The 18,770-nt window shown below is 47.3% G+C and carries 20 protein-coding genes, 1 pseudogene and 1 other annotated feature; of the genes and pseudogenes, 14 read left to right on the top strand and 7 right to left on the bottom strand.

The window, feature by feature from the left end; genetic code table 11:
• Positions 1–11: 11 nt before the first annotated feature.
• Genes larB through QGT46_RS09245 form a run of 7 tightly spaced genes read left to right on the top strand, consistent with a single transcriptional unit; the run spans position 12 to position 5,807 of the window.
• Positions 12–752, top strand: a complete 741-nt coding sequence (gene larB, locus QGT46_RS09215) for a nickel pincer cofactor biosynthesis protein LarB (RefSeq protein WP_301590504.1) — start codon at positions 12–14, stop codon at positions 750–752.
• A gap of 2 nt (positions 753–754) precedes the next feature.
• Complete coding sequence (larC, locus tag QGT46_RS09220) at positions 755–2,023, top strand: nickel pincer cofactor biosynthesis protein LarC (protein ID WP_301590506.1); 1,269 nt, start codon at positions 755–757, stop codon at positions 2,021–2,023.
• A complete protein-coding gene (larE, locus tag QGT46_RS09225; protein ID WP_024728556.1) occupies positions 2,010–2,843 on the top strand; it encodes an ATP-dependent sacrificial sulfur transferase LarE in 834 nt (277 codons plus the stop codon). The genes larC and larE overlap by 14 nt, the downstream gene beginning before the upstream one ends.
• Positions 2,844–2,846: 3 nt before the next feature.
• Entirely contained in the window at positions 2,847–3,869 is a 1,023-nt protein-coding gene (locus tag QGT46_RS09230; protein ID WP_301590510.1) for an energy-coupling factor ABC transporter permease, read from the top strand.
• On the top strand, positions 3,853–4,653 hold the full coding sequence (gene cbiQ, locus QGT46_RS09235; RefSeq protein ID WP_287519523.1) for a cobalt ECF transporter T component CbiQ: 801 nt from the start codon (positions 3,853–3,855) through the stop codon (positions 4,651–4,653). Before QGT46_RS09230 ends, cbiQ begins: the two co-directional genes overlap by 17 nt.
• 14 nt (positions 4,654–4,667) lie before the next feature.
• Positions 4,668–5,417: an energy-coupling factor ABC transporter ATP-binding protein gene (locus tag QGT46_RS09240; protein ID WP_301590512.1), complete on the top strand. Its 750-nt coding sequence runs from the start codon at positions 4,668–4,670 to the stop codon at positions 5,415–5,417.
• The gene (locus tag QGT46_RS09245) at positions 5,418–5,807 is read left to right on the top strand and encodes a MerR family transcriptional regulator (protein WP_034550129.1); all 390 of its coding nucleotides are present in this window, start codon (positions 5,418–5,420) and stop codon (positions 5,805–5,807) included. It abuts the gene before it with no gap.
• Positions 5,808–6,029: 222 nt separating this feature from the next.
• Here QGT46_RS09245 and QGT46_RS09250 read toward each other — a convergent pair whose 3' ends face one another.
• Both QGT46_RS09250 and QGT46_RS09255 read right to left on the bottom strand, forming a co-directional pair.
• Positions 6,030–6,206 carry a hypothetical protein gene (locus tag QGT46_RS09250; protein ID WP_301590515.1) on the bottom strand — a complete coding sequence of 59 codons (177 nt, stop codon included), beginning with the start codon at positions 6,204–6,206 and terminating at the stop codon, positions 6,030–6,032.
• A 172-nt stretch (positions 6,207–6,378) separates the two neighbouring features.
• A complete protein-coding gene (locus QGT46_RS09255) occupies positions 6,379–6,588 on the bottom strand; it encodes a hypothetical protein (protein ID WP_301590517.1) in 210 nt (69 codons plus the stop codon).
• Positions 6,589–6,716: 128 nt separating this feature from the next.
• Positions 6,717–6,946, top strand: a binding site (T-box leader).
• 71 nt (positions 6,947–7,017) lie between these two features.
• Here QGT46_RS09255 and aspS point away from each other — a divergent pair.
• Positions 7,018–8,763 carry an aspartate--tRNA ligase gene (aspS, locus tag QGT46_RS09260; RefSeq protein WP_301590518.1) on the top strand — a complete coding sequence of 582 codons (1,746 nt, stop codon included), beginning with the start codon at positions 7,018–7,020 and terminating at the stop codon, positions 8,761–8,763.
• An 89-nt stretch (positions 8,764–8,852) separates the two neighbouring features.
• Positions 8,853–10,241 carry a YjbE family putative metal transport protein gene (locus QGT46_RS09265; protein ID WP_301590520.1) on the top strand — a complete coding sequence of 463 codons (1,389 nt, stop codon included), beginning with the start codon at positions 8,853–8,855 and terminating at the stop codon, positions 10,239–10,241.
• A 390-nt stretch (positions 10,242–10,631) separates the two neighbouring features.
• Here QGT46_RS09265 and QGT46_RS17275 read toward each other — a convergent pair.
• Positions 10,632–10,770: pseudogene (locus tag QGT46_RS17275) on the bottom strand (IS110 family transposase); the annotation flags it as partial.
• A gap of 135 nt (positions 10,771–10,905) precedes the next feature.
• Positions 10,906–12,465: a ClC family H(+)/Cl(-) exchange transporter gene (locus tag QGT46_RS09275; protein ID WP_301590522.1), complete on the bottom strand. Its 1,560-nt coding sequence runs from the start codon at positions 12,463–12,465 to the stop codon at positions 10,906–10,908.
• A 156-nt stretch (positions 12,466–12,621) separates the two neighbouring features.
• Here QGT46_RS09275 and QGT46_RS09280 point away from each other — a divergent pair, with 156 nt between their 5' ends.
• Genes QGT46_RS09280 through QGT46_RS09295 form a run of 4 tightly spaced genes read left to right on the top strand, consistent with a single transcriptional unit; the run spans position 12,622 to position 16,372 of the window.
• A complete protein-coding gene (locus QGT46_RS09280; protein ID WP_024728546.1) occupies positions 12,622–13,296 on the top strand; it encodes a uracil-DNA glycosylase in 675 nt (224 codons plus the stop codon).
• A 9-nt stretch (positions 13,297–13,305) separates the two neighbouring features.
• Positions 13,306–14,091, top strand: a complete 786-nt coding sequence (locus tag QGT46_RS09285) for a Cof-type HAD-IIB family hydrolase (RefSeq protein WP_024728545.1) — start codon at positions 13,306–13,308, stop codon at positions 14,089–14,091.
• Positions 14,092–14,100: 9 nt separating this feature from the next.
• Positions 14,101–15,228, top strand: a complete 1,128-nt coding sequence (locus QGT46_RS09290) for a transglutaminase domain-containing protein (RefSeq protein ID WP_301590525.1) — start codon at positions 14,101–14,103, stop codon at positions 15,226–15,228.
• Between the two features lie 19 nt (positions 15,229–15,247).
• A complete protein-coding gene (locus QGT46_RS09295; RefSeq protein WP_024728543.1) occupies positions 15,248–16,372 on the top strand; it encodes a D-alanyl-D-alanine carboxypeptidase family protein in 1,125 nt (374 codons plus the stop codon).
• A 51-nt stretch (positions 16,373–16,423) separates the two neighbouring features.
• On the opposite strand, the gene QGT46_RS09300 is transcribed toward QGT46_RS09295, so the two are convergent.
• The 3 genes from QGT46_RS09300 to QGT46_RS09310 form a co-directional block, all read right to left on the bottom strand.
• Positions 16,424–16,738, bottom strand: coding sequence for a hypothetical protein (locus QGT46_RS09300; protein ID WP_301590526.1), 315 nt, complete (start codon positions 16,736–16,738; stop codon positions 16,424–16,426).
• Between the two features lie 13 nt (positions 16,739–16,751).
• Positions 16,752–16,961 (bottom strand): hypothetical protein, encoded by a 210-nt coding sequence (locus QGT46_RS09305; RefSeq protein ID WP_024728541.1) that lies wholly within the window; start codon positions 16,959–16,961, stop codon positions 16,752–16,754.
• Positions 16,962–17,088: 127 nt separating this feature from the next.
• Entirely contained in the window at positions 17,089–18,006 is a 918-nt protein-coding gene (locus tag QGT46_RS09310) for a diacylglycerol/lipid kinase family protein (protein ID WP_301590528.1), read from the bottom strand.
• A 182-nt stretch (positions 18,007–18,188) separates the two neighbouring features.
• On the opposite strand from QGT46_RS09310, the gene QGT46_RS09315 reads away from it, so the two are divergent.
• Entirely contained in the window at positions 18,189–18,458 is a 270-nt protein-coding gene (locus tag QGT46_RS09315) for a hypothetical protein (RefSeq protein WP_301590530.1), read from the top strand.
• Positions 18,459–18,770 lie beyond the last annotated feature (312 nt).

The raw sequence follows: 18,770 nt of genomic DNA on the forward strand, positions 1-18,770 counted from the left end.
AGTGCACAGAGATGGAAGCACATGAAGTATTAGAAAAAGTCAGCCGGGGAGAAATGTCCGTAGGGGAGGCAGAAGCATTTTTCCGCCGGGAGCCCTTTGAGGATATGGGATATGCCAAACTGGATACCCACAGAAAATTGAGGAACGGCGCCGCCGAGGTGGTTTTCTGCAGCGGCAAGTCCGATGACCATCTGGCCGGTATTTTTCAAAGGCTTTGGGAACAGAATGGAGAAGTACTCGGCACGAGAGCCTCCGTAAGACAGTTTGAACTTGTCCGGAAAAAACTTCCGGAACTTACATATGATCCGATCTCCCGTATTATGAAAATTGAAAAGCCGGACAAAGAAAGGATTGGGAGGATCGTGGTCTGTACGGGAGGCACGGCGGATATTCCTGTGGCCGAGGAAGCGGCCCGGACAGCGGAATTTTTCGGCAATCACGTGGAGCGCATCTACGACGTGGGAGTCAGCGGACTCCACCGGCTTTTGTCCCGCCTGGATGTGATCCAGAGTGCCAACTGTGTGGTTGCGGCGGCGGGGATGGAGGGTGCTCTGGCAAGCGTCATCGGAGGACTTGTTGACAAGCCGGTGATTGCAGTGCCCACTTCTGTGGGCTACGGGGCCAATCTGCACGGCATTGCGGCTTTGCTCACGATGCTTAACTCATGTGCCAACGGCATTGCGGTTGTAAATATTGACAATGGATACGGTGCCGGATACATGGCATCACAGATCAACAGACTGGGGGAATGATCATGAATCAGACACTTTATTTAGAATGTTATTCCGGGATCAGCGGCGACATGATGGCAGCGGCCCTGCTGGATCTCGGGGCCGATGAGAAGGTCCTTTTGGAGGCTCTTGAAAGCCTTCCCGTAAAGGGATTTCAGACAGAGGTGAGAAGAGTATCAAAGGCAGGACTGGACGCATGTGACTTTCATGTGATTCTGGATCACGAACATGAGAACCATGACCACGATATGGAATATCTTCACGGACACATCCACGGTCATGACCATTTTCATGGAGATCACGGACATCATTCTCATGATCACGAACACAGGGGTCTTACAGAGATCCTTGAGATACTTTGCAGGGCACAGATCACGGACGGCGCCAGAGAGAAGGCGGTGAGAATTTTTGAGATCCTCGCAGAGGCGGAGGCCAGGGCACACGGCACCAGTATAGAAAAGGTCCATTTCCATGAGGTGGGAGCCGTGGACTCTATTGTGGATATTACGGCAGCGGCTGTCTGCCTCGATAACCTGCAGATTGACAAGGTCATTATTCCGGTGCTTTATGAGGGGAGCGGATCTGTCCGGTGCCAGCACGGTGTGATCCCGATCCCGGTGCCGGCGGTCACTGCCATCACATCCAGATATTCACTTCCCGTACACATGACAGATGTGCAGGGAGAACTGGTCACTCCGACCGGCGCCGCCATCGCAGCTGCCATCCGGACTTCTTCCCGGCTGCCGGAACGGTTTGTGATTGAGAAAACCGGGATCGGGGCCGGAAAGAGAGAGTATGAACGGCCGAGCCTGCTGCGGGCCATGCTGATCCGGGAGACAGAAAACAGCAGCGCCGGCGACTTTATATACAAGCTGGAGAGCAATATTGACGACTGTACCGGGGAGGCTCTGGGATACGTGATGGAGCAGCTGATGAAGGCAGGGGCAAGAGACGTCCATTATACCCCTGTCTTTATGAAAAAGAACAGACCGGCCTATCAGCTCAATGTCATTTGCAAGGAGGAAGACATAGAGAAGCTTGAGGAGATCATTTTCCGGGAAACGACGACCATCGGTATCCGCAGACAGAAGATGGAGCGAAGTGTGCTGAAACGGCAGGTGAAAACAGTCAGAACTTCTCTGGGAGAAGCCCGGGTAAAGGTATGCTTTATGGAAAACGGCATGAGAGTCTATCCGGAGTATGAGAGTGTCAGAGAACTGTGCAGAAAGAATGGGCTGTCTTTCCAGGAAACTTACCAAAAGATCGCAGAGGAATGCCATGGACAGATATGAGGAACACTGTGCAAATTTAAAAGAAGCAGTCAGAGGTTTTGTAAAGGAAGATGTGGCGCTTGCTTTTTCCGGGGGAGTGGACAGCAGCCTGCTCTTAAAGCTTCTATGCCTGGCAGCGGAGAAAACCGGGAAAAAGGTGGCGGCATTTACGATGGTGACAAAACTTCACCCGTCCGGGGATATAAAAATTGCAGAGAGAGTTGCCAGGGAAGCGGGAGCCGTTCATCAGGTCGTTCATGTAGATGAACTTTCCCATGCGGGGATCATAGATAATCCGGAGAACAGATGCTATCTGTGCAAGAAATATCTGTATACAGAACTGCTTAAATCGGCGGAATCGTTAGGGATACAGACTGTACTGGAAGGAACCAATGCGGATGACCTGCACGCCTACCGTCCCGGAATCCGGGCAGTAAAAGAGCTTGCAATTCTGAGTCCTCTTGTGCAGGCCGGGATGACCAAGGATGATATCCGCAGGATGGCATCGGAATATGGGATCTCCGTGGCAGAGCGCCCGGCAAGTCCTTGTCTTGCCACGAGATTTCCATATGGGGCCAGACTGTCCGGGGAGAAAATGAAAATGGCAGAGGAAGGGGAGAAGTATCTGAGGGCAATGGGCTTTTATAACGTCCGTGTCCGTATATACGGAGACATGGCGAGAATCGAAGTAGATGAGAAGGAGCTTCCCCGGCTGATCAAAAACAGAGAAGCTGCGGTAAAGCGGCTCAAGGAAATAGGTTTTACATATGTTACAGCGGATCTGGAGGGATTCCGGTCCGGCAGCATGGACACTCATTTGAAACAGAGAAAGGAGAAATAAGATATGCATATGGCAGATGCGCTTGTGGCCCCTGCGGTGGCAGGCACCATGTATGCCTGTTCTGCGGCGGCAGCAGGATGGGCAGTAAAAAAAGTACAGGAGGAGGACGACCCGAAAAAAGTTCCGCTGATGGGGGTTATGGGAGCCTTTGTGTTCGCAGGGCAGATGATCAATTTTACGATTCCGGGCACCGGTTCTTCCGGCCACCTGTGCGGAGGCATGCTCGTGTCGGCAGTACTGGGACCATTTGCAGGTTTCCTGACCATGATCGGGGTACTGCTGATCCAGTGCCTTCTTTTTGCGGACGGGGGACTTCTCGCACTTGGATGCAACATTTGGAACATGGCGTTTTATGGCTGTTTTATAGGAGCCGGGCTTCTCTGGAGGCGGATCATGAAAAACGGACCGGATAAAAAGAAGATTACATATGCATCCGTCATCGGATGTATCCTTACCTTACAGCTGGGAGCACTTTCCGTGACAGCAGAGACTCTTGCTTCGGGCATTACCGAGCTGCCGTTTGCAGTATTTGCGGCTGCCATGCAGCCGATCCATCTGGTCATCGGACTGGTGGAAGGGCTTATCACCGCTGCAGTGCTCTGTTTCTTGTACGAGGCCAGGCCGGAGCTTATCTGGACCGGGGACTCCGGGAAATCTGCGGCAGGCGCAAAGAAGCCGAAGCTCTCTTTCCGAAAAGTGCTGCTTGCGCTCACAGGAGCATTTATACTGATCGGAGGAGCATTATCTCTGGCGGCATCTGCAAACCCGGACGGGCTGGAATGGTCCATACAAAAAATAACAGGGTCCGCGGAGCTTGCGGCGTCCGGTCCGGTTCACGCTGCGGCGGGGAAGATCCAGAGTCTGACCTCCCTTCTGCCGGATTATTCTATCCCGGACCGGGAGACGATGCTTGGAACTTCTCTGTCCGGCATCTTCGGCGGACTGGCAGTCATCGTATTATGTATAGCCGTTTGTTATCTGTTCGGCCTGTTTAGAAAGAAAGGACGTCATGAGCAGAATCAATGAGGCAATTCATGAAATACACCATCTGGATGCCATGGCTTCAAGAGAGGGGCGGATCAACAGGATTCATCCTCTGAGCAAGCTTCTCGTCACCGTCTGGTATATCACTTTTACCATGTCATTTCCTGTCTATGAACCGGGCGGAATCTTCGGCATGATCCTGTATCCCGCAGTAACTATGCGGGCAGGAGGCATCTCTGCGGTCAGAAGCATAAGAAAATTAAAGCCGGTTCTTCTGCTCGTCTGTGCAGTGGGGATTGCCAATCCGTTTTTTGACCGGGCCGTACTCTTCCGGGCCGGGCCTTTACCGGTAACCGGCGGCATGATCTCCATGGCCACACTGATGCTCAAAGGAGCATTTGCGGTGCTGGCATCTTACCTGCTGATCCTGACAACGTCTATGGAGAGCATTTGTTATGCTCTGCGTCTCCTGCATGTGCCGAAGATTATGGTGACCATGGTGCTTCTGATCTATCGGTATGTGATCGTGCTGCTGAAAGAAGCCGAACGGATCTCCCAGGCGTACTCCATGAGAGCGCCGGATCAGAAGGGAATCCATTACCGGGCATGGGGAACCTTACTGGGACAGCTGATGCTAAGAAGTATCGACCGGGCCCAGACGGTCTATGAGAGCATGCTGCTCCGGGGATTTGACGGAAGTTTCCGTCTGTCAAAGAAGCAGAAAATGGACAGAAGAAGTGCAGTGTACCTGGCAGGCTGGCTGGGTATCGTTGTTTTGCTGCGGTATGTTTCTGTTTTTAAACTTGCCGGAAGTCTGTTAGAATAGAATACGGAGGAAGTATGAACAAAATTGAAGTAAACGGCCTCACCTTTTCCTATGAAAAAAGAGCCTCATCAAACAGAAAAAATGTGCTTTCCGGTTTAAATTTTACTGCTGAAGATGGAGAGAGCATCGGACTGATCGGGGCCAACGGAGCGGGGAAGTCTACACTGCTCAAACTCATGGTAGGGCTTCTGACAGACTATGAAGGAGAGCTCAGAATCGGAGGAATCCGGGCAGAGAAAGCGTCCCTGGCAGATATTCGGAAGAAGACGGGATATGTGTTTCAGGATTCAGACAGCCAGCTGTTTATGTCTACTGTGTATGAAGACGTGGCATTTGCTCCACGCAATTACGGACTCTCTGAGGAGGAAACAAGAGAGAGGACGCTGAGAGCACTGGAGAGTGTTCATATGGAGCAGATGAAAGACAGGCACATCTACCGGCTGTCCGGAGGAGAGAAAAAAAGGGCATCCATCGCATCGATCCTGTCCATGGAGCCGGAGGTGATCCTTATGGATGAGCCGTCGGCGGCTCTGGACCCCAAAAACAGGCGCAGCCTGATCCATGTCCTGAACGGACTTTCCGGGACTAAGATCATTGCGTCCCATGACCTGGATTTCATCTATGATACGTGTGAGAGGACAATCCTGATCGCAGACGGAAGACTTGCGGCAGACGGACCCACGGAAGAAATATTAAGGGATCAAACACTTCTGGAAGACAATGGGCTGGAGCTCCCGCTGTCATTTTCCAGGACTTTGGAATGAATGGAGGAAAGTATTTTGACCATCGCAGAAGTAAGTAAAAAGTATGACATAACTGCAGATACGCTGAGATATTATGAGAGGATCGGACTGATACCGGCTGTCCCGAGGAAGCCGAACGGCATTCGGGATTATGACCAGGCATCCTGCCAGTGGGTGGAATTGATGAAGTGCATGCGGAAAGCCGGGGTGCAGATCGAGGCACTGATTGAATATGTGGAGCTGTTTCGCCGGGGAGATGAGACCATTGACGCACGGAAAACGATTCTCATGGAACAGAGAAAACGTCTGGTCCGGAAAATGCAGGATATGCAGGAGACTCTGGAACGTCTGGATTATAAGATTGAGATGTATGAACGGGGAAAGATGTCAGCAGAATATCAGATGGACTGATATCCAGAGATATAGAGATTATTTCTTCCTGAGGAAGACGTATTTTGACAGAAGCCTTAAATTCTGAATTTTTTTCCATGGCTTTTAAAAGGTCCTGTCTTATCTGTCTTAGATTTTCGGGATGCACTGAATCGTTGTAAAAACGGGTTCTGATGTACTGGTCCAATGATTCTGCCGCATAGCCATATTCCTCAAAGGAGTCTTCAGAAATCAGTCTGAATTCTATTCTCCCTTCTCTTGTCCGAAGCAGGAAAATGCTTTCCGGAACTGGCCTAAAAGAAATGGAGACGGAGAGGCATTGCTGGGCCGTTCCATAATCGTATCCAGATTCGAGAAGTCAGGATAATCCGCGGCATCATCGGGATGGACTAACTGACGGGCAACAACTTGGGTCATCAAAGTGGATAAAGATCCCTCTTCTGAGGGAACAATATATTTGTCAGAAAGATGGAATAAAACTTTGAAGGAATCTTTTGTGAGATTCAGTTCAAATAATTCATCATAGGCAGAGAGATTCGTGAGATTATAAAACAGGTTTTTATTGCCCTCATAGATGGCTTTGGACAGATCTTCATATTATAAAAGAGCGTGCTTTCGTTCTCTTATGCATGAAGAGGACAGCCGCTGCACGGCGCTTTTTCCCCGCAAAAACTTCATAGCATATATCACCGCAGCAGATCTTTGGAAAGACCTGCTGAAGCTCCCTGTTGAAATGCACGATCCTGTAATGATCATCTATGATATAAATGCTCGTTTCCGAAGTAAAATTATTAGTATTCATATGTATATTCCTGTCAGGCCAATTTACTATATAGTATTTTTTGTGTAAATCAGTCAATCTCAAGAGAGGAAATAAAGAAAAAGAGAAAAATAAATTGACAAGACAGACAAAACTGAACTATAATGATCCAAAAAGCGTAGATTGAGAAAAGTAGCATAGATTATCGCTTACAGTGAGCAGGAGACAGTGGGAACCCTGCAGAGTGAATCCATGTGAAGAACACTCAGGAGCTGCAATCTGAACGTCCATAGGATCAGTAGGTGCGTCGCAGGCTGTGCGTTATTCAGCATACCAGAGAGGCTGTAAAAGCAGCAAATCAGGTGGTACCGCGGAACTTGTACAGTTGTCCGTCCTGAATGATTTTTTAGGATAGACGACTTTTTTTATTACAAAAAAGTCTAACATGATGAAAGCAAAAAGGAGAAAAAAATGTCAAATATGTACCGCAGCAAGACTATGGATAAGATTTCTGAGAGCGATATCGGGTCCCAGTTAAAGATCGCCGGGTGGGTGGAAAATATCCGTGACCACGGCGGAGTGTCATTTATTGATTTAAGAGATATGTATGGCGTTATGCAGGTCGTGTTAAGAGACGGAAGTCTTTTAAATGAAGTGAGAAAAGAAGAATGCCTTTCCATCGAAGGGATCATTGAGCACAGGGACGAGGAGACTTATAATCCGAAGATTCCCACGGGAACGATCGAACTGGAAGCCCATAAGATTACAGTGCTCGGAAAGGTATATACCGACCTTCCGTTTGAAGTGTCAGGGTCCAAAGAGATCCGTGAGGATGTCCGTTTAAAATACCGGTATTTAGATTTGAGAAACCGCAAAGTAAAGGACAATATCAAATTCCGCTCCGAAGTCATCGGTTTCCTGAGAAGAAAGATGAATGATCTTGGATTTATGGAGATCCAGACACCGATCCTCTGCGCATCTTCACCGGAAGGGGCAAGGGACTATATTGTTCCGTCCAGAAAATATAAAGGGAAGTTTTATGCACTCCCTCAGGCTCCGCAGCAGTACAAACAGCTGCTGATGGTATCCGGCATCGACAAATACTATCAGGTTGCGCCTTGTTTCAGAGATGAAGATGCCCGCGCCGACCGTTCTCCGGGAGAATTTTACCAGCTGGACTTTGAGATGAGTTTTGCCACACAGGAAGATGTCTTTAAAATCGGTGAGGAAGTGCTGGCAGAGACCTTTAAGAAATTTGCACCGGAAGGGTCCGTTGTGACAGACACGCCATTCCCGGTTATCAGTTATAAGCAGGCGATGCTGGAATTTGGAACGGACAAACCGGATTTAAGGAATCCTCTCAGGATCGTGGACGTGACAGACTTTTTCCAGAGATGTACTTTCAAGCCGTTCCACGACAAGACAGTGAGGGCCGTGAAAGTCCACGCAAATCTCTCAAAAGGATTCCATGAAAAGCTCCTTAAATTTGCACAGTCCATCGGCATGGCAGGACTCGGATACCTGGAAGTAAAAGAAGATATGTCCTACAAGGGACCGATCGACAAATTTATTCCGGAAGATATGAAGAGCGAGCTTGCAAAGAAGGCACATCTTGAGGCAGGGGACGTAATCTTCTTTATCGCAGCAAGTGAAAAACTTGCCTGTCAGTTTGCGGGACAGATCAGGGACGAACTTGCCGCCCGCCTGGATCTCTGTGAGAAAAATGCGTACCGTTTTTGTTACATCAACGATTTTCCGATGTATGAGACAGACGAGGAGACAGGGCAGGTGACCTTTACACATAATCCATTCTCTATGCCTCAGGGAGGACTTGAAGCGCTGAATGAAAAAGATCCTCTGGATATTCTCGCATACCAGTACGATATCGTCTGCAATGGAGTGGAACTTTCTTCCGGTGCGGTGAGAAACCATGATCTGGATGTCATGGTTAAGGCATTTGAGATCGCAGGATATGATGAAGAGGCATTAAAAGAAAAATTCGGAGCGTTATATAATGCATTCCAGTTCGGTGCGCCTCCTCATGCTGGAATGGCCCCGGGAGTCGACCGAATGATCATGCTCCTCAGAAATGAAGAAAACATCCGCGAAGTGATCGCCTTCCCTATGAGCGGAACTGCACAGGATTTGATGTGCGGTGCGCCGGGAGAAGTATCGGAGCTTCAGCTCAGGGAAACACACATCAAGGTAAGGGATTAACTGTTAAAAAAGCCGTACATTCAGAAATGAATGTGCGGCTTTCTGCATATATATGGTAAATAATAAAGTTTGTACAGGGGGAAGGCCTTTTGGGTACGCTTCTTCAGATTATTTTTATCAACCTTGTCGTGTCTCTGGACAATATTGGCGTCATCGCCATGGCAACCAGGGGGCTTTCAAAGCGCCGTGCCAAAGCGGCCAGAGATCTGGGCGTCTGGCTGTCTATCCTTCTTAAGATGATCTTTGTGGGGATCATCGGATTTTTGTTCAGGATTCCATGGCTTCACATCAGGATACTGGGAGGTGTGATGCTTTTGTATGTCACTTTCACGATGATGAAGGAAAGCGGAACGGGAAGTGAAAAGCGTGAACAGACAGAACAGAAGGATAACTTTTGGTTTGCCATCATTTCCATTGTGGCAGTAGATGTGAGCATGAGTTTCGACAACGTGCTGGCTATACTCGGGGTCGTGTCTGCGGACGGCGGCGGTCTGCATATGAGAGAATTTCTGCTGATCTTCGGCGGTCTGGCATTTTGTGTGCCGCTGCTTTTGTGGTTCAGCGGAACCATCGCAGAGTGGATGGAAGAGTTTCCAGTCTTAAATGATATCTGCGCCGGATACCTTGTCTACACTGCAGTCAAAATGATGATGGAAGATGAGTTCGTATCTCTTTTCCTTCAGGAGATTAATTTTTCCATCGCAGCTCCGTGTGCGGCATTGGCCGGTATTCTTGTGGCCTGTTTTAAAGTCTATTCAGAGGGGAGGGATTTTAAATATCACAGCGGAAAGATCATCGTGGCCTGTGTCACGGCTCTTTCCTGCTATGCAGTCATGGACATGGCAGTGCTCTCTTACCTGAGCACCGGGCCGTCTCCGAAGGGATACCAGCTGAGTCTGGAAGCCCTCTACGGTTTTCTGCCAAAAGGGATCAACGCGGTCCATCTCACCTCCATGTCCTCGGGTGTACTGGAACTGTGCGTGGCCGTCTATACGGCAGATGTGATGAGGCGGAGGGAGCTGTCCTCTTTCTTCTGGAGATACATAAAAGTAGAAAATACGATGGCAAGACTTCTGCTGTTTCAGACGGCCCTCTATGTCATAGGGCTGACGCTTAACTTTGGGCTGGGAAAACCGGATGTGTGGATGTTCATCTCCGAACTGCTCTTTGAATTCCTGTTGATGAGTGTCTATGCAGCGGTCTTTGGGCTCCTGTGTTTTTCCTTTAAAAGCGGGGGATTGGGACTGGGGATGAGCCTTTTGTTCCTCCTGCTGGAAGCGGTCATATCCTCTGTGCTGATGCTCGACGAGACCAGCGTGCTGGCGGGAATGTTCCCGAATTATTATCTGGAAAACATGGAAAGCCATATGCACGATATGATCTTTATCATGCGAGGGATCTTTATGTCGGCGATCTATATATTGCCTGTGCTGATGATTGGGGAGAGAAAGAATAACAGACATTTCAGGTGTTTTTAAAAGAGTGAGGAATTGCAGTAATAAAGTTGTTATCACGGTTTTGACTTTTGTGGAGAAAACTTCGGACTTCAAAATTTTTACGTATATACGATAATATGAGTATTTTCTTTCTTTAAAAGAATGAAATGGTTCAAAGGATTCTGCATATGGCAGACGTTCTAATATTGCATTTTCTACATCATTTAACAATTGCTTGGCGGCCTGTGGATTTTTTAATTAATCGCAAATATAAACTAATGTATCTTCCAAAACCTTGTAAAAAAGCGGAAGGTATTGCAGATTATATCTCGTATTAGTCATTGATTCTCCTTTTCAATCCATAAACGCAGAGTTCCAAATGACTATGCCGCCTTTTCAGAGGCAGAAAGGTGTGCTGCCGCGTAGCGTTCACAATGTTCTTGAAAGGTTTCCCGATAAAAGCTCCGTTCGGAAGAGCGATCGACATCCAGGTAAAGTCAGAACCGACATCAGGACCGACAGAAAGGTAAGGGATGCTGTCAAGCATCTGAAAAACTTGTTTGTATTTCATAAGTTTATCCTTTCTGGCAGGCATCCATTTCCAAAAGGTGGATACACAACCTGGCGGCTTAATCCCCCTCTATTATAAATATAAAAAATGCCTACCCTGTTGACCAAACGGGGTAAGCGTATCTAGCTGCGGGGGTTATCCCGCCGTAATCTCCCCGCAGATAAGCTGGAAGCTTTCAGTCACCATTCCCAGGTAGTCTTCATCAACTAGGACAACTAACGTATCGCCGGAGTGTACCACAGTGCTTCCTTTGGCGATAATCTCTTCTTTGCCCCGGCTGATGGTGACGATCAGGCAGTGTTCCGGCCAGGCCACATCTTTGATTTTTTTTCCCACAGCAAGACAGGTTGTTCCGGCAACAAAGCTTGAGAGCACTTTTCCCTCTGCGGCATCCGTTGTTTTTAATCCCTTTTTTGCAAGGATGCGGCCCAGAAGACTTTCGTAGATTGGCTCACTTTTCAGAAGATGGGCAATCACATAGGCAGTCAGTGATACAACGGCCAGGGAAAGAAAATGTTCAAAAGTACCTGTCATTTCCGCAATCAGAATGACGCCGGTGATCGGGGCTCTGACGATGGCAGTGAAAAATCCGGCCATAGCAAGGATAATAAAGTTAATGATGTAATCCTGACTGATGCCTGTAAGTCCTGTGACAGAGGTTCCATAAATAGAACCGATGTATGCGCCAAGTATCAGGAGAGGGAAGAAGATGCCTCCCGGTGCTCCGGAGCCAAAGCTGACAGCCGAAAACAGAAACTTGACAAGGAGCAGAAGCACCATAGTTCCGATCAAAAGATGTCCGGTCTCCAGGCGTTCGATCATGGCATGGCCTCCTGCGAGTACAGAAGGAAGGCAGTAGCACAGCACACCCGATACGAGGAACGGGATTACGGTCCTGTACTCCGGTTTCAGGAAGGAGAGTTTTTTGTAAACATCCTGTCCTTTCAGCATGACACGGTTATATATGGCCCCGGCAGCACCAAGGATGATCCCCAGCAGGATCAGCAGGCCGTAATATTTAAGCGGAAGGGCAGACTTCAGCCTGAATTCAAACACCGGAGATAATCCGAATACATTTTTAGAAATAAAATCCGAGGTCAGGGCACCGGCAGTGACACAGACCAGCATGGAACTGTTAAAGTTCTTCTGAATTTCTTCCAGAGCAAACATAATGCCTGCCAGAGGTGCGTTAAAAGCAGCGGCCAGACCCGCGCCGGAACCGCACACTTCCATGATCCTTTCCTTTGTCTTGCTCTTTCGTGTGATCTTTGCAAGCCCTTTGGCGGCCATGGCGCCCAGTTGGACAGAGGGGCCTTCACGTCCAAGAGACAGACCGCCAAGGATCGAGAGTGTGCCGCCTGTGATCTTTGTGATCAGTACGCTGATCCAGTTCTGGCTTATGTATCCTTTCATCTCCCCCTGCACCTGGGGGATACCGCTTCCGGAGCACATTTCATCCCAGCTGACCAGTCTGCCTACGATCAGGCCGAGGACTACCAGGACGGCAAACCAGCCTGCGATATAGAAGGCATTTCCTTTTGTAAAGTCTATAATGCGGAACAACAGAGATTCCGCGTGATTTAATAAAATACGGTAGATGACGGCAATACAGCCGGCAACTATCCCCGCCAGGAGTCCGTCGAATACGATAGAGACGGACAGAGAGTGGGGATTTTCAATTTTTGAAGTTTTCATATGCGACAATCCTCCTTTGTCAAGATTATTTTATCACAAGATGTGCCAAAGAAAAAGGAATCTGCGCATTTCTCAAGTTTGCAAAACAGGGCCTTATAGTTTATAATACACACGTATATTATATAGAAATTTAAGCAACAGATTGGAGAACAGAGTATGCCACCGATTACAAATGACTGGGCTGAGCATCTGAAAGAAGAATACAAAAAGCCGTATTATAAAAAGCTGTATCAGACAGTGACGGCTGAGTACGCACAAAAGAACATCTTTCCGCCGGCGGATGATATTTTTAACGCGTTCCACCTGACGCCTTTGAGCAAGGTAAAGGTGGTGATCTTAGGCCAGGACCCATACCACAATGTAGGACAGGCCCACGGGCTGTCTTTTTCTGTGAAGCCGGGAGTACAGACACCGCCGTCCCTGGTCAACATTTACCAGGAACTGCACGATGATTTGGGCTGCTACATACCGAACAACGGATATCTGACCAAATGGGCTGAGCAGGGTGTCCTGCTTTTAAATACTGTTCTGACCGTCCAGGCGCACAAGGCGAATTCCCACAAAGATATCGGATGGGAAGAGTTTACGGACGCTGCGATCCGCATACTAAACGAGCAGGACCGCCCGATCGTCTATCTTCTATGGGGAAGAAATGCCCAGAATAAAAAATGGATGCTTACCAACCCGAAACAGCTGGTGCTTGAAGCGCCTCACCCGAGTCCTTTTTCTGCGTCCAGAGGGTTTTTCGGATGCCGTCATTTCAGCAGGACCAACGAGTTTCTGAAAGAACACGGCATTGAGCCGGTGGACTGGCAGATTGAGAATATATAGGAGCGAAGCATGAATAAAATTGTATTTTTAGACATTGACGGCACTTTGTACTGTGACGGGATCGGTATTCCGGAGTCTGCTCAGAGGGCCGTGGCTGAGCTGATAGACAAAGGGTGTAAAGTGATGCTCTGTACCGGAAGAGCTTACGGCATGGTACCGGAATCCTATATGGAACTGGGTTTTCACGGCATGATCGCGGCGGCAGGAGCCCATGTGATCTGTGAAGGCAGAGAGCTGTGCAATGATCAGGTTTCCGGTGAGAACCTGCGAAAGGTCATTGATTACGGACAAAAACATGGGATCGGGATCGTTTTAGAAGGCGTGAAAGGGAGCTATTATGACCCGGAAAATCAGGACGGTTTTTATCTGAAAGTGGTGGAAAGGCTGAGAGAGACCACGACCCCTTATATATATCCGCTGTCCCAGGCAGAGGCAGTGAACAAATGGACATACCATCACATGGACTTTGCGCAGAAGGAATATGTGGAGGAGATGACCGGGGGAACTATGAGCGGTATCATACATAAAGAAGTAAATTCCGTAGAGTTTATCCCTTCAGGGGTCAATAAAGCCACCGGCATCAGGATGGTGCTGGATCATTTTGGGATCGGCCGGAAAGACAGCTATGCATTTGGAGACAGCGCCAATGACATTGAGATGTTAAATTATGTACAATACGGGGTTGCCATGGGAAATGCAGTCCCTGAACTGCTGGAACAGGCCGAATACAAAACGGAGCCTGCGGACCGGGACGGCCTGGCACTGGGACTGAAACGCCTGGGACTGATCGGGTAGGAGCTGCCTATGAAAAAAGTTCTGAAAGCATTTGCATCAATCCTTCTGCTGGTACTGGTCTTTATGCTGCCGAATATGGTGTCATCGATCCAGAGCCGCATCCACCAGAAGGAACAAAAGAAGATTGTCACAGAGGTAAAAAAGACCCACAAAGACCTTTTTGAGACCAAGTACGGTTACCAGAGCCTTTCAAAAGAGGGCAAAAGGGTTTACAGCCTCATGTACTATGGGATTTTCAACAGAAAAAAGGAGATCGAGATTGAGCAGGTTACTACAAAGCGGATGGAGGATATTTTAAAGCAGATGGAATCCGACTGCCCTGAACTGTTCTGGTTCGATTTTACCGGAAATATCAAATGGAAGACATCGGGAACGAAGAAAAACGTCGTGTTCCTGCCCCATTATATTTTTACGGAAAAGCAGACCAGACAGTACGATAAGAAATTGAAGAAAAATCTTGCCGTGTATCTTTCCTATGCAGACAAAAAAGAGACGGAATATGAGAAGGTCTATACTGTTTATGAGCATCTGACCAAGAGGATCTCCTACCGGGAGGGCAGCAGATATAATCAAAACCTGATCAGCGGCATGGTCAATGAAGAGACTGTCTGTACAGGATATGCCAAGAGTCTTCAGTATATTTACCAGAAGATGGGCATCCCGTGCCGGATGGTGTACGGAAGGGCCAACGGACAGAATCATGCGTGGAATCTGGTACAGATCGAAGGAACCGACTGTTATGTGGACCCCACCTGGGGAAGCAATAATCAGAAGATGTCCAAGGGGTTTTTCGGGATGACTGAGGAGGAACTTCTGAGGGGACACACTCTGGATCAGGGACTCAAGGTGCCCAAATGCAGTTCAAAGAAGAACAATTATTATGTGAGGCAGAATCATTACTACAGGCAGTTTGAATTGGGGAAGATCTATAACCAGCTCTGTGAACAGAAAAATCAGGGGCAGATCAGTTTTCAGATGGGCAGCCGGAAAGAATATGAGAAGGCCTGCCGGCAGCTGATCACCGACAGAAAGATTTTTGATCTGCTGAGAAGAGTGCCCGGATTCGGGGCAAAAAAGATGGAAGTGACTTATTATACGGACCGCCAGCTATACATTATGACAATTAATTTCAAATAAGAATTATGAGGAAAAACATATGAAGAAATATGTAAAACGATTACTGGTAATGCTTACAGCAACTGTACTGGTGACAGCAGGGACCGTGCCGGCAAAGGCGGCAGAGAGAGGACTTGCCACAAAGGAAGACACAAATGCAGAGAAGCCGTCGATCAACGGAGTCTGCGGAATATTGATGGATGCCAAGACCGGGAAGATCCTCTATGCAAAAAACATTGACAAGAAAAGCTATCCGGCCAGCATCACCAAGATCCTGACGACTTTGGTGGCGATAGAGAACAATGATGATCTGTACTCCACAGTCAAATTCTCCAGACATGCTGTAAACAGCATTGAGCCTGGAAGCACTCACATCGGCATTAAGACCGGCGAGGAGATTCCGCTCATCGACGTCCTGTACGGGATCATGCTGGAATCCGCAAATGAAGCCTGCAATGGTGTCGCGGAGCATACAAGCGGCAGCATCGAAAAATTTGCGGGCCTGATGAATAAAAAAGCGAAAGAAATCGGCTGCAAAGGGTCTCATTTTATGAATCCCAACGGCCTTCACAATGATAAGCATTATGTGACGGCGAGGGATATGGCGTTGATCACGAAAGCGGCTCTTCAAAATCCGATGTTCCGCAAGATCGCATGTTCTTCTCATTATTTTATGTCCGGAACCAACAAGGAGAAAAAGGGCAGAGAGTTATGGAATCACCACAAGATGGTAAAACAGACGATGTTTTTATACAAAGGCGTGGAGGGCGGAAAGACCGGTTATACGACAAGAGCCGGCGGTACTCTCGTAACTTTTGCAAAGCGCGGGGATACGGAACTGATCTCCGTGATCCTGCGGGGAAACGGATATGAATTGTACAGGGATACGATCAAACTGTTTGATTATGGTTTTAAGAATTATAAATCCGTGGCACCTTTTGCGGGATTAAACTGCGACCTTTCAGAGAGCCGGGAAAATCCGGTCACTCAGATGGCATGTAAACTTTCTCCGTACCAGCTTCCGCTGGGCGGCAGCTTAAGTGACTTTTCTGTGCTGCTGACCAAGGACCAGGATTCTGCTGAGCTGAAAGTATATACCGAGAACAATAAAATTTATGCCTCTTATGGAGATGAAGATCTGGGATCAACCAAGATCAGTTATTAAAAAATTTTCAATGCCGGAAAAGCCTTTTATAAAGATTTTTCCGGCATTATTTTAAATCCGTTCAACACTTTTGTAAACGATAGGGCTGTCATATCCAAAAGTTCTCTTTCCGTTTACTTTCATAATTTCAGAAACTTCTAAATATTCTTCTGAAAAGCGTTCAAATAAAGTGAATTTCAGCACAGGGGAAAACATGCTTTCTGAGGGTTTCAGAACCCTGAAATCAATACCGGTTAAATTTTCGTAGGTAAATGTGTCTTTTTTTAATACACCGGGAGTTTCGTATGAAGTCAGATTCCTGATTTTATCATTGCAGACCGTATTTTCGTGTTCAGCAAAAGGGAATTCAATTCCGTTCTTTTTCATCTTTTTATATTGTTCAGAGTTTTGAAAGTGTTCTGGTCAGATGGCCCGCATCCAGCTTCAAGGCAAGGGATATTTCTTTGGGCGAACATGTTTCTTTCTTGCCGACAAAAATAAGAATGAACAGCTGTCCGTAAGTTACATTGATCTCTGCAAGTTTTTCCGTACAATACTGCGTAAATTGTTTACGGAGAACTGACACATAAAAGGCAAAAGATTCGGTCATTAATGATTACCTCCATATATTTGACTAAGTCAAATAATATATAATAAAAAAACTGCCCCCAACCGTTAGATTTTTGATCTGACTTTCGGGGGCCGGCTCATCAAGCAATATGTTTTTATATATGGGATTACTGGGGATCTTGTCTCTGCACAAGAATGTTTAATGCCTCCGGAACGATAGAAATCCTTACCGGGAGTCCCTCGCTCAGGATCTCACCGTCATAGTCAATGGCGATCTCACTGTCTGTGGATGCCTGTTCGATAAAGATCTCTTTCGTCTGAAAATACTCGATGGACGGGTGATTTTGGTGGCTGCCCTGGAGCCATTTTACTATCAGATCAGGAGTCGTTAAAAATTCGATCTTTTTGAGGATCAAGACGTCCAGATAGCCGTCTGATACAGAAGCCAGCGGTGCGGCGGTCGGGAAACCTCCCACACTTTTTGAGTTGGCTACTAAAAAGACCATGGTCTCCGTGGTTTCTGAAAATTCGCTGCTGGTGTACTTTAATACCATATTTTTGGAAAACTGCTTTGGCAGTTCTTTGATGCCTTCCAGGTAATATGCCATCTTCCCGAGGACTGCTTTTTTGTCTTTCGGAACTTTATAAGCAATATCGGTGAGCAGGCCGCCGGCCAGGACATTGATAAAATATTCATCGTTGACCTTACCGATATCCACTTTTTTTGTCTGGAAATTCTTTATCATACCACAGAACTCTTTGGCTGTCTGAGGCAGGTTCATATAAGTGGCAAAGTCATTGACAGTTCCTGCGGAGATGATAGCCAGGGGGATATTACTCTGGCTGACCACTAGTCCGTTGGACACTTCGTTTAAGGTACCGTCACCACCCACAGAGACAACATAGTCGTATTCTCCGGGCTTTAAGGCTGCCGCCCGGTGCTTTGCATCATCTTTTTTCTTTGTATAAAAAACATCAATGTGTGGAGTGATTTGTTTTAAGATCAAAGTCGACATGATTTCCTGCAGTGTAGCTTCAACATTTTGTTTCCCCGAAGAGGGATTGATGATAAATAAGGCTTTCATGAGATCCTCCTTGTTGTATTCCATTCCCCGCAATTATGTACGGAAGATTATTTTACTTAGAGTTTACCATAGAAAGGCCGGGGTCGCAATGTTCAAAAAAGTTGACATTACAATGAGTACCTCTTGTATTTCTAAAAAACTATTTATTGTGAGAATGAACCAAGGCGAAAGGATAAGGGGAGATGAGGGACGAAAACTTCTGTAAAAATCTTTGTTCATATGTGGAGAAGGCAAAGCAGGGAGATGAGACAGCGTATGAACATCTGAACCGGCAGCCCGGGCATCGGTTCTTCCTGCCGGTCACAGGATTATGGCGGATATACGAAAAATATCAGGATCAGCGGAGGCAACGTAACGGCAAAGGGAAACCAGACGCCGGACGGTACTCAGGTGAAAGTCACGGTGTTTTTGAGAGAAGAGGAAAATTTCGATCAGAAACGGCACAGAAGTGACTGTGAAAGTGATCCTGACCTGAAATCATAAGGTGACATTTGATACTGACGGAGGGAAAGAGATTCCTGAGGAACAGACGGTGAAAGACTTCATCCGTGACTTTGAGAGATGCTGCGGTGAGAGGAAGACCATGTTGGATTTTTAGAAAAAAAGAGATGTCAGCCGTTAGCATGAAGGGCTCTGGAATTGTACCAGAGTCCTTTTTGTGATTTTAACCACTTTAATAAGAATATGTGCATTTTGTCTTGACAAAGAGGGTTTAGGTGGATATAATAAACCTACAGAGAACATAATCACACTTATATGAAAGT

It is taken from the genome of Anaerostipes faecis (assembly GCF_910574135.1).
In the GTDB taxonomy this organism is placed as follows: domain Bacteria; phylum Bacillota; class Clostridia; order Lachnospirales; family Lachnospiraceae; genus Anaerostipes; species Anaerostipes hominis.